Source organism: Olivibacter sp. EAT-5, from assembly GCF_044784325.1.
Lineage (GTDB): Bacteria > Bacteroidota > Bacteroidia > Sphingobacteriales > Sphingobacteriaceae > Olivibacter > Olivibacter oleidegradans.
In genome coordinates this window covers 6,682,560-6,694,695 of sequence record NZ_CP173028.1, presented here as the reverse complement: position 1 = coordinate 6,694,695, position 12,136 = coordinate 6,682,560, and the positions used below count along the sequence as shown (strand labels likewise).

The following is a 12,136-nucleotide window of genomic DNA, read 5'->3' as shown; positions in this document are numbered from 1 at the left end:
ACCGTAAATTCTAATATTCTGATTATCAATAATCGAAGGTTAAAATGTTAATAACCTATCGGAGAGTCGAAGTTCACAAAAAAAAACAACTAAAAAAATTAAAATTTAAATAATGTTTTAACTGATTGTTTTATAGTTTATTATATCGTTTATATGCTGTTTATCTATACTTGTTTTTTGGAATGTGAAATTTTTCCACAACCAGATAAAGTGTGGTTTTTTTCACCCATGTTTTTGTGCTTTTTTTTGGTAAAAAATGATAGTTGAATTCCCTTCGGTGAGGGTTCTATGTCTGCCATAAATTTCTCAAATTAATCCTAAAAAAAAAATAAAAATTTAAATTGGCTTTTTCTTTTGTCCCGCTGTTCGATAAGGGAGTTTATGAAGCAGTTTAAAAAATGAGTGACTATTATATATAGGCGATAAGATTGGCTATCAATCGCAGCGGACAATTATCATGCTGTTTAAATGTCATTTAACAGAGCTTACTTGTCTAGTACTATAAAAGGTGTTATGAATCTATTCATAGTACCCCTAAATGGAGCTAGATCTTTTTTCGGCGCTGCCTTCCCGCATGGTCTGTAGATCGCGTAAGTACAAATGGTGCATCAAATAACGAAAGGAGTAAAGGATAAGATACGGCAGGTTCTAAGTTATACGATTTATGAATGAATCCATATTCAAAGCTTGCATAGCGGGAGGAAAAAAAACGATTTGATTTCCAGTTTGTTGTAAAAAAAGCTGTGGTCCGGGGCGCGAAACATTTGCGGGAACGGCGGAGATTCGTACCTTTGCCATCCCGTTCGGAAGGCGGGCGCTCCGCAAACGAAGGGATGCGGTTGTTTTTTGAGGTACGGAGGTGAACGGCAGGGGAGGAAAAAATATTTTAAAAAAATATTTTGGAGAAAAGAAAAAAGCTGTTACCTTTGCACTCCCAATCGGGAGAGAGGGGACGACGGAACGGGCGCGATGCCCGGGAAGGTGAAAGAAAAAAGCAGGAAGTACCGGAGGGGAGACCCGATGGATACGGCGGAGGCCGAAGCGTGAGCGGAGGCGTTTAAAGTTCTTTAAGAAATCAGATTCATGTAGCGTAACGGACGGCCTGTTTTTTGGCGGAAGTCAAAAGGACAGGCCTGAACGGTCCGTCGGCCGGAAGATACAAAAAAGATCGGAAGGCTGCACTGAAAGAAGTGCGAAAGCCGAGATCGGAAACTTAACATTATACAATGGAGAGTTTGATCCTGGCTCAGGATGAACGCTAGCGGCAGGCCTAATACATGCAAGTCGAACGGGATCGGGGGCTTCGGTCCCCGTGAGAGTGGCGCACGGGTGCGTAACGCGTGAGCAACCTGCCCGTCCCAGGGGGATAGCCCGGAGAAATCCGGATTAATACCGCATGAGAATGCAGGTCCGCATGGGCCTTCATTTAAATATTCATAGGGGACGGATGGGCTCGCGTGACATTAGCTGGTTGGCGGGGTAACGGCCCACCAAGGCGACGATGTCTAGGGGCTCTGAGAGGAGAAACCCCCACACTGGTACTGAGACACGGACCAGACTCCTACGGGAGGCAGCAGTAAGGAATATTGGTCAATGGGGGGAACCCTGAACCAGCCATGCCGCGTGCAGGAAGACGGCCCTACGGGTTGTAAACTGCTTTTGCACGGGAATAACCCCCGGTATGTATACCGGGCTGAATGTACCGTGAGAATAAGGATCGGCTAACTCCGTGCCAGCAGCCGCGGTAATACGGAGGATCCGAGCGTTATCCGGAATTATTGGGTTTAAAGGGTGCGTAGGCGGCGCGCTAAGTCAGGGGTGAAAGACGGTGGCTCAACCATCGCAGTGCCTTTGATACTGGCGCGCTTGAATGTACCTGAGGTAGGCGGAATGTGGCAAGTAGCGGTGAAATGCATAGATATGCCACAGAACACCGATTGCGAAGGCAGCTTACCAAAGTACGATTGACGCTGAGGCACGAAAGCGTGGGGATCGAACAGGATTAGATACCCTGGTAGTCCACGCCCTAAACGATGAACACTCGATGTCGGCGATAGACGGTCGGCGTCCAAGCGAAAGCGTTAAGTGTTCCACCTGGGGAGTACGCCCGCAAGGGTGAAACTCAAAGGAATTGACGGGGGCCCGCACAAGCGGAGGAGCATGTGGTTTAATTCGATGATACGCGAGGAACCTTACCCGGGCTTGAAAGTTACTGAATTGTCCAGAGATGGACAGGTCCTTCGGGACAGGAAACTAGGTGCTGCATGGCTGTCGTCAGCTCGTGCCGTGAGGTGTTGGGTTAAGTCCCGCAACGAGCGCAACCCCTATGTTTAGTTGCCAGCACGTCAAGGTGGGGACTCTAAACAGACTGCCTGTGCAAACAGAGAGGAAGGCGGGGACGACGTCAAGTCATCATGGCCCTTACGTCCGGGGCTACACACGTGCTACAATGGGGGGTACAGAGGGCAGCGACACCGCGAGGTGAAGCCAATCTCAGAAAGCCCCTCACAGTTCGGATCGGGGTCTGCAACTCGACCCCGTGAAGTTGGATTCGCTAGTAATCGCGTATCAGCAATGACGCGGTGAATACGTTCCCGGGCCTTGTACACACCGCCCGTCAAGCCATGAAAGCCGGGGGTACCTAAAGCATGTAACCGCAAGGAGCGTGTCAGGGTAAAACCGGTAATTGGGGCTAAGTCGTAACAAGGTAGCCGTACCGGAAGGTGCGGCTGGAATACCTCCTTTCTAGAGGGCCCTCGGGCCGTTCGGTTACGCCATGAAGATTTCTTGAAAAAAGAGAAAGAGAAAAAAGAGGAAAGTGCCACAGTGCCCCTTCGGGGTCACCGGTGCGGAAGCGAAGCAGTCCCGTAGCTCAGTTGGTCAGAGCACTACACTGATAATGTAGGGGTCAGCAGTTCAAATCTGCTCGGGACTACCTGAAAGAGGGAGGCCGTCCGGGAAACCGGAGGCGGGCGGTCCTGTCCACGTAACGGGGGGAATTAGCTCAGCTGGCTAGAGCACCTGCCTTGCACGCAGGGGGTCAACGGTTCGAATCCGTTATTCTCCACGCTTTTCAAATTCAAAAGTAAAAATTCAAAATTCAAAAACGCGGTACGCCGGTCGTTTTTACTTTTTGATTTTGACTTTTTAATCTGAAAAAAAAGTTCTTTGACATATCGGAAGAAAAAACACAAGAGAAGACAACAGCAGAGACGTTTCTTTCCTACGGGGAAGGGACATGACACAAAAGCATCCCCGTACGGCAAAAGGGTACGGGGAGAAGAAAGTAAGAAAGGGCACACGGGGGATGCCTAGGCTCTCGGAGGCGATGAAGGACGTGATAAGCTGCGATAAGCGCCGGGGATCTGCAAATGAGATGAGATCCGGCGATTTCCGAATGGGGAAACCCGGCATGTTGAAGACATGCCGTTTAACAACGCGAACGCGCCGAACTGAAACATCTAAGTAGGCGCAGGAAAAGAAAATAATAATGATTTCCTGAGTAGTGGCGAGCGAAAGGGAAAGAGCCCAAACCGGATATGTTACGGCATATGCGGGGTTGTAGGACCACAATGTGGTACAGTCGGAAGAAGTGGAAGGGTCTGGGAAGGCCCGCCGTAGAGCATGAGAGCTGCGTACACGCAATGAAGACCGGCCTAGTGAGTTCCTGAGTACCGCGGGGTCGGAGACGCCCTGTGGGAATCCGGCGGCACCATCCGCCAAGGCTAAATACTACCGAGAGACCGATAGTGGACCAGTACCGTGAGGGAAAGGTGAAAAGAACCCCGAACAGGGGAGTGAAAGAGAACCTGAAACCGTGTGCTTACAAACTGTCGGAGCCCCAATGGGGGTGACGGCGTGCCTTTTGCATAATGAGCCTACGAGTTACACTTCACTGGCGAGGTTAAGCGGTTAAGCCGCGCAGCCGAAGCGAAAGCGAGTCTGAACAGGGCGTACAGTCAGTGGAGGTAGACGCGAAACCTTGTGATCTACCCATGGGCAGGTTGAAGGTGCGGTAACACGTACTGGAGGACCGAACCGATAAACGTTGAAAAGTTTCCGGATGACCTGTGGGTAGGGGTGAAAGGCCAATCAAACTGGGAAATAGCTCGTACTCCCCGAAATGTTTTTAGGAACAGCGTGGACATTGAGTCTTCCGGAGGTAGAGCTACCGATTGGGTGCGGGGGAGTCACATCCTACCAAATCCAGACGAACTCCGAATACCGGGAGATATGGTCCGCAGTGAGGCGCAGGGTGCTAAGGTCCTGCGCCGAGAGGGAAAGAACCCAGACCACCGGCTAAGGTCCCCGAGTGTACGCTAAGTTGAACTAACGAGGTCCGGTTGCCCAGACAGCTAGGATGTTGGCTTGGAAGCAGCCATTCATTTAAAGAGTGCGTAACAGCTCACTAGTCGAGCGGCCGGGCGTGGATAATAAACGGGCATAAAGTGTACCACCGAAGCCGTGGGATAGAAATATCGGTAGGGGAGCATTCCGGCACGGGAGAAGCGGTTACGTGAGTATCCGTGGACGTTCCGGAAAAGCAAATGTAGGCATAAGTAACGATAAGGCGGGCGAGAAACCCGCCCACCGAAAGACCAAGGTTTCCTGATCAACGCTAATCGGATCAGGGTAAGTCGGGACCTAACGCGGACCCGAAAGGGGCAGCGGATGGCCAACGGGTAAAGATTCCCGTACTCTTGTATGCTGCGAAGCGGGGACGGAGGAGTGACACCGCCGCGCACTGACGGAATAGTGCGTTGAAGGCCGTAGGTAAACGTGACCCAGGCAAATCCGGGTCGTGTGCCGAAGGCCGAAAGTACGGCAAACCTCCGGGGGCGCCGATAGCGCGGGTAACCATACTCCCGAGAAAAGCCGCTAAGCTTCAGGCATATAAGACCCGTACCGCAAACCGACACAGGTGGTCGGGGAGAGAATCCCAAGGTGCTCGAGTGAATCATGGCTAAGGAACTCGGCAAAATGGCCCTGTAACTTCGGGAGAAGGGGCGCTTCCTCCGGCGACGGAGAAGCCGCAGTGAAAAGGCCCAGGCGACTGTTTAACAAAAACATATGGCTTTGCCAAATCGAAAGATGACGTATAAGGCCTGACACCTGCCCGGTGCCGGAAGGTTAAGAGGGGATGTCAACCTTCGGGTGAAGCATTGAATCGAAGCCCCGGTAAACGGCGGCCGTAACTATAACGGTCCTAAGGTAGCGAAATTCCTTGTCGGGTAAGTTCCGACCTGCACGAATGGTGTAACGATCTGGGCGCTGTCTCGGCCATGAGCTCGGTGAAATTGTGGTACCGGTGAAGACGCCGGTTACCCGCAACGGGACGGAAAGACCCCATGAACCTTCACTATAGCTTAACATTGGGACTGGGTGCAGGATGTGTAGGATAGGCGGGAGATTGTGAAGCGGGTTCGCCAGGATCCGCGGAATCGTCCTTGAAATACCGCCCTTTCTGTATCCGGTTCCTAACCCCCCTTTGGGGGGGACATTGTTTGGTGGGTAGTTTGACTGGGGTGGTCGCCTCCAAAAAGGTAACGGAGGCTTTCAAAGGTAAGCTCAGTACGCTTGGTAACCGTACGCGGAGTGCAATGGCAAAAGCTTGCTTGACTGTGAGACATACAAGTCGGACAGGGTCGAAAGACGGACATAGTGATCCGGTGGTTCTGCATGGAAGGGCCATCGCTCAAAGGATAAAAGGTACTCTGGGGATAACAGGCTGATCTCCCCCAAGAGCTCATATCGACGGGGAGGTTTGGCACCTCGATGTCGGCTCGTCACATCCTGGGGCTGGAGAAGGTCCCAAGGGTTCGGCTGTTCGCCGATTAAAGTGGCACGCGAGCTGGGTTCAGAACGTCGCGAGACAGTTCGGTCCCTATCTGTTGTGGGCGCAGGAAGTCTGAGTGGGGCTGACCTTAGTACGAGAGGACCGGGTTGGACCGGCCGCTGGTGAATCTGTTATGCCGCCAGGTGTACGGCAGAGTAGCTATGCCGGGAATAGATAAGCGCTGAAAGCATCTAAGTGCGAAACTAGCCACGAGATGAGACTTCCTTACAGGGCCGTGGGAGACTACCACGTCGATAGGCGGCAGGTGTAAAGGTAGAGATACCACAGCCGAGCCGTACTAATAGCCCGAAGCTTTCTCAAGCGCAGCAGGCTGTTGTCTTCCTGTTTTTTTTCTTCCGTTATATATGTCGACCGGGTTATAAGTTGTAGGTTATAGGTTATAAGTTGCAGGTTATGGGAACTTAAAACGAATAACTTAAAACGTAAAACTCAGATAAGATATTCAGGTGCCTATATCGGCGGTGTCCACCTCTTCCCATCCCGAACAGAGAAGTTAAGCCCGCCAGAGCCGATGGTACTGCAGTAACATGTGGGAGAGTAGGTCGGTGCCGATCTTTACAGAAGGCCGCCGTGCATTGCACGGCGGCCTTTCCTGTTTTGATGTCCATCGGTTTGTAATCATGTCGGAGCAGCTTATCGTAAGCCGTCAAAGTTACCCTCGGCTGCGGAGAAACTTCCCATGTGGCAGGACTTGAATTTATTAACCTGAAAATCCTTTCCCAGTTGATTATAAAGGAAAAAAGGATCGGCACGGAATTGATGCCAATGCTGTAATAATTGCTTTTCTAAGGAATTTCCTTGTAAACAAGGAATCAGTGTTAACTAAAGAAATCGTAACGGGAAGGAATGAGATTTTTTTAAATATAAAAAGGCGCTTATTAGTATGATAAGCGCCCTTTCTTTTTATGCGCAAAATTGAATTATTTAATAAAATGCTTTAGCTGGATAATTTCTTTTTCTTCTAGATACCTCCAACGGCCTCTTGGTAAATCTTTTTTAGTTAGGTTCGCATATATTACACGATCTAGTTTTATAACATCATAGCCTAAAGATTCAAATATGCGCCGCACGATTCTATTTCTACCACTATGAATCTGTATCCCAATTTCCCGTTTACTTGCTCCTTGAATATAACTTACTTCATCGGGTTTAATGAAGCCATCTTCTAGTTCAACCCCATAGCCTATTTTGTTGAAATCTCCCTGGGTTAAGCTCTTATTTAGCTCCACATGATATATTTTCATGATGTTGTTTCTCGGATGAGAGAGCTTCTCTGCCAGATTACCATCGTTTGTCAAAAGCAGAAGGCCTGTCGTATTTCTGTCTAATCGACCTACAGGATAAATCCGCTCTCTTGAGGCCTTTTCAACCAAATGCATCACCGTTTTTCTTTCTTGTGGATCATCAGTTGTGGTAATATAGTCTTTAGGCTTGTTCAGAAGCACATACACCATTTTTTCCCTTTTCAACTTCTCACCATTATATCTTATTTCATCTTTCGCAGCATCGACCTTTGTGCCTAATTCCGTAACAACCACACCGTTCACTGTCACAACTCCTGCCTGTATGAGTTCGTCCGCCTTTCGGCGTGAACAAACACCTGAATTCGCAATATAGCGGTTAAGCCTGATTAAACCATTTTCTTCTCTTTCTTTTGAAAAGCGCTGTTCGTTGGATTTAAATTTATCACGCTTTGTGTTGCCATAAGATCGGTTACCCATTTTTTCATCGGAACGATACCTTGATCCCTCAGCAAAATTGTTGTCAGACTTAAACCTCGTATTTTGATTTTTCCTGTCCGACGAGTAAGGCCGTTCGTCTCTTGTGTTTCTTCTAGTTCCCGAATAGGACCTTTCTTGTTTATTATATCTATCTGTTTTGTTCGTTTGATTTGTACTGGAAGATCGGTCGTCCCTTTTGTGTTTTTGACTTCCGTAATTCGATTTTTTTGAAAAGGCCGATTTTTCCTCTTTGTCTCTAAATTCTTTGTTGTTATCGCTTTGTGAGAACGAACGCGTAGAATAAGGTTTATCGCTTCGTTGATTCCTGTCTTCATCCCTCGAAGAAGAACGTTTTACATAGGGGGACTTGTCATCTCGACTGTTCCTGGTGTCGTTCCTTGAAGAAGAACGTCTTGAATAAGCGGATTTGTCATCTCGACTGTTCCTTTTGTTGCTGAATGGCATAATTATTTTATCCGTAAAATTATCTCGCAAAGGTACTCAAAATAATGAGTATTAAAGTACTTTGAATGTGAATTTTACCAAAATATTAGACTTATATTATACGTATAAAATTTCACATAATCAAGGTGTGTTTTGTAAGTGTTTGTATTGTAAGGAAATAATTTTTATATTTGCTGCGCTTTTTTGCATAACCAAAACAGAAAGGTAAAAAATGATAAAAAAACACCTATGTACAAGCGTGGTGGTTTTAGTTGTTTTAGTTCTTTCAAAAATGTTTATTTACAGCCGGCCTGTAGTTGAGCATCGAACTTATAACGCCATACCAGCAAGTACAAAAAGTGGGTCAAAAAGTAAGAGATCTTTATTTGCGAGCTTAAATTTTGCAGATGAATATCTTCCAGTAGGAGATGAAAATGTTGAACGAAAGATTAAGCGTTCTTTAAAAGCACACTCCTTTGAGCGACTTAAGACTCACAAACTTCACAAGAATGCGAAAGCATGGTTCCCAAAAATTGAACCTATTCTTCGCGCATACGGAATCCCAGAAGACTTCAAGTATTTGCCACTTGTCGAAAGTGGGTTGATCGAAGGCACCTCACACAAAGGAGCGGCAGGTCTATGGCAATTTATGCCAGCTACCGCGAAGGCTTTCGGATTAAAAGTTGGACCGTCCTTCGATGAGCGCCTTGACGTAGAAAAGTCTACTGAGGCAGCATGCAAGTATTTGAAAGTCTTATATAAAGATTTTGGAAACTGGACACTCGTAGCTGCGGCTTATAATGTAGGAGGAGGGAGCCTTAGAAAGACTATCCGTCGACAGAACGAGGAAGATTACTATAAACTGAAGCTGAATAAAGAGACAGCTAATTACGTTTATAAACTAATTTCTACGAAAGAGGTTATTGAAAACCCAACAAGCTACGGATATAAGGGTGTCAGCAGCCCAAACTCAAAACTTGCGCTTGATGCCAACCATGAAAGCGAGGGACATTCCGATCGGCTGTAGCTTATTACGCTGATATAAAAAAAGTCGCAGCTTATGCTGTGACTTTTTTTGTTAATTTTTTTAGCAAAAATGGTTAGTATTGACGTAGCTTTGATTGTATATCGAAGTAATTTACCTAAGTTTGTACTATGCTTTGGCTGTTGAGGAGAGGTTAAAAATACTAAATAAAAGCATCAGCGATTATCCCTTGACAGATTCACAATTTATATCCTTTTTTATACATGAGTAATCGGAATACACCTGATTTAGGAGAGCAAAGTGAACTTGAAGTTTTTGGCGCGCGTGTTCACAATCTAAAGAATATAGACGTTGTGATACCACGGAACGAGCTGATAGTAATAACAGGTTTAAGCGGAAGTGGTAAATCGTCACTTGCATTTGATACAATTTACGCCGAGGGACAGCGGCGTTATATGGAGACTTTTAGTGCTTACAGTAGGCAATTTATGGGGGGCATGGAACGCCCTGATGTAGACAAAATTGCTGGTCTAAGTCCTGTAATTGCAATCGAGCAGAAAACAACCAGTAAAAATCCGCGGTCTACAGTTGGCACTATTACTGAAATATATGATTTTATGCGATTACTGTATGCCCGTATTGGCGAAGCATATTCATATGTTACGGGCCGTAAAATGGAACGGATGTCCGAAGATCAGATTATTACAAGAATATTAACACAATTTGATGGGCAAGCCGTGAATATTTTGGCCCCTTTAGTAAAAGGCCGAAAAGGGCATTATAGAGAACTGTTTGAGCAGATTCGCAAACAAGGCTTTGTTAAAGTGAGAGTTGACGGTGAGATGATGGATTTAGTACCTAAAATGCAGGTTGATCGATACAAGATTCATGATATCGAAATGGTTATCGATCGGTTGACGATTAGTGAGCAAGAGAGAAAGCGGCTTCAAGCATCTATTCAACAGGCTATGAAAGCAGCCAAAGGAATCATAAAGCTGAGTGACCAAGATAATAATGAATATTTCTTTAGTCGTTACTTAATGGATCCGGAAAGTGGCATTTCTTATGATGAGCCACAGCCCAACACTTTTTCTTTTAATTCGCCGTATGGTGCCTGTGACCAATGCGACGGTCTAGGTTATGTGTTTGAAATCGACAAGGAGTCCGTTATACCTAACCCAAAATTAAGCATTCTTAAAGGAGGAATAGCTCCGCTGGGAGAGTATAAAGACAATTGGACCTTTCAGCAGTTAAAGGCTGTTGCCAAGAAATATGAGTTTTCATTGTCTGAGCCTCTAAATAAGCTTACAGAAGAACAGTTGGACATATTGTTAAATGGTTCGCCTGATTTAATAACAGTGCCCGTTGCCTATAACAAGTGGAATGTTAAAGAATACAAGATAACCTTTGACGGAATATTTAAACTACTGGAAGAACAATCTGAACGGAAAACGGAAGACATTGAACTTTTCAGGGTGATGAAGAAATGTCCAGCTTGCAGTGGTGCACGACTAAAAAAAGAATCTCTTCATTTCAAGCTTGCTAATAAGAACATATCCGAACTGGCAAATATGGATGTTGTAGCGCTTAGCTCTTGGTTTTCTTCTTTAAAAGAGAAACTAAATGAACGTCAGATCGTGATAGCCGAGGAAATTTTAAAAGAAATCATTAATCGTTTGAATTTTCTGTTAAACGTTGGTTTAGGTTATCTTACGTTGGATCGTACTGCAAAAACGCTATCTGGTGGGGAGGCACAGAGGATACGTTTGGCTACTCAAATAGGATCACAGTTAGTTAATGTACTATATATTCTGGACGAGCCGAGCATTGGTTTGCACCAACGAGATAATGCGCGTCTAATTAATGCATTAAAAGATCTTCGCGACATCGGTAATTCAGTGCTTGTTGTGGAGCACGATAAGGATATGATATTAGAAGCTGATTATGTTATCGATATGGGCCCCGCGGCCGGCCTCAATGGCGGGGTGGTCGTTGCACAAGGGAAGCCTACGCAGATTAAAGAAGCTGATACGTTAACCGCCGCATATTTAAATGGCACAAAGCAAATCCGTGTACCGAAAAATAGAAGAACAGGCAATGGCTTTCATTTACGCTTAAGAGGGGCTACGGGCAACAATTTAAAAAATGTTTCAGTAGATTTTCCATTGGGAACGTTGATTTCGGTTACTGGTGTGTCAGGAAGTGGTAAATCAACTTTAATTACGGAAACTCTTTATCCAATTCTTAACCACCATTTTTTTAGGGCAAAAAAGACTCCGATGCCTTATGCGAAGATTGAGGGCTTAGAGCATATTGATAAAGTAATCGAAATAGATCAGACTCCAATAGGCCGGACACCTCGGTCAAATCCATCAACGTATACTGGCGTATTTTCAGACATTCGAAGTCTATTTGTTCAGCTTCCTGAAGCTAAAATTCGTGGATATAAGCCAGGTAGATTTTCATTCAATGTTAAAGGTGGACGTTGCGAAGTTTGTCAGGGAGCCGGAATGAAGGTGATTGAAATGAATTTTTTGCCGGATGTACAAGTACCATGTGAAGGATGTAATGGAAAACGTTATAATAGGGAAACGCTCGAAGTAAGATATAAAGGAAAATCTATCAGCGATGTGCTAGATATGAGTATTGACGAAGCTGTTCCGTTTTTTGAGTCAATTCCTGCAATTTATCGGAAAATCAAAACATTGCAAGATGTTGGCCTGGGATATCTCACTTTAGGACAATCTTCCGTAACTTTATCCGGAGGTGAGGCACAACGGGTAAAATTAGCAACTGAATTATCAAAGAAAGATACCGGGAATACATTCTATATACTTGATGAACCCACAACAGGACTACACTTCGAAGACGTTAACGTTCTGTTGGGTGTTTTAAATCGATTAGTAGATCGGGGTAATACCGTTCTGGTTATAGAGCATAATTTAGACGTTATTAAGGTTTCGGACTGGATTATAGATTTAGGCCCTGAAGGTGGAGCGGGTGGGGGAAAAATTCTTTTTAGCGGAACGCCTGAGGAGATGGTGAAAAATAAGAAGAGTGAGACGGCTCGTTTTCTTAAAACAGAGCTTCTGGAAAGCGTCAAAGAGAGTATTGCTAAATAATTCGATA

At 45.7% G+C, this 12,136-nt stretch carries 4 protein-coding genes, 2 tRNA genes and 3 rRNA genes; 8 read left to right on the top strand and 1 reads right to left on the bottom strand.

Annotation, left to right across the window (positions count from 1 at the left end; all coding sequences use genetic code 11):
- The first annotated feature begins 899 nt into the window (after positions 1-899).
- The 6 genes from ACH11B_RS28365 to rrf all read left to right on the top strand — a co-directional run bounded on the left by ACH11B_RS28365 (position 900) and on the right by rrf (position 6,411).
- On the top strand, positions 900-1,061 hold the full coding sequence (locus ACH11B_RS28365) for a hypothetical protein (RefSeq protein WP_157622172.1): 162 nt from the start codon (positions 900-902) through the stop codon (positions 1,059-1,061).
- A 162-nt stretch (positions 1,062-1,223) separates the two neighbouring features.
- Positions 1,224-2,745: ribosomal RNA gene (locus ACH11B_RS28360) — 16S ribosomal RNA — on the top strand.
- A gap of 116 nt (positions 2,746-2,861) precedes the next feature.
- A tRNA-Ile gene (locus tag ACH11B_RS28355) sits at positions 2,862-2,935 on the top strand.
- 58 nt (positions 2,936-2,993) lie between these two features.
- Positions 2,994-3,067 (top strand) — tRNA-Ala (locus ACH11B_RS28350).
- Between the two features lie 213 nt (positions 3,068-3,280).
- Positions 3,281-6,157: ribosomal RNA gene (locus ACH11B_RS28345) — 23S ribosomal RNA — on the top strand.
- A gap of 142 nt (positions 6,158-6,299) precedes the next feature.
- Positions 6,300-6,411, top strand: a 5S ribosomal RNA gene (gene rrf, locus ACH11B_RS28340).
- Together the 16S, 23S and 5S rRNA genes with 2 tRNA genes alongside form the textbook arrangement of a ribosomal RNA operon.
- Before the next feature lie 366 nt (positions 6,412-6,777).
- On the opposite strand, the gene ACH11B_RS28335 is transcribed toward rrf, so the two are convergent.
- A complete protein-coding gene (locus ACH11B_RS28335) occupies positions 6,778-8,043 on the bottom strand; it encodes a pseudouridine synthase (RefSeq protein WP_130858591.1) in 1,266 nt (421 codons plus the stop codon).
- Positions 8,044-8,254: 211 nt separating this feature from the next.
- Here ACH11B_RS28335 and ACH11B_RS28330 point away from each other — a divergent pair, with 211 nt between their 5' ends.
- Both ACH11B_RS28330 and uvrA read left to right on the top strand, forming a co-directional pair.
- A complete protein-coding gene (locus ACH11B_RS28330; RefSeq protein ID WP_013668456.1) occupies positions 8,255-9,049 on the top strand; it encodes a lytic transglycosylase domain-containing protein in 795 nt (264 codons plus the stop codon).
- 221 nt (positions 9,050-9,270) lie between these two features.
- Entirely contained in the window at positions 9,271-12,129 is a 2,859-nt protein-coding gene (gene uvrA, locus ACH11B_RS28325; RefSeq protein WP_377611584.1) for an excinuclease ABC subunit UvrA, read from the top strand.
- Positions 12,130-12,136 lie beyond the last annotated feature (7 nt).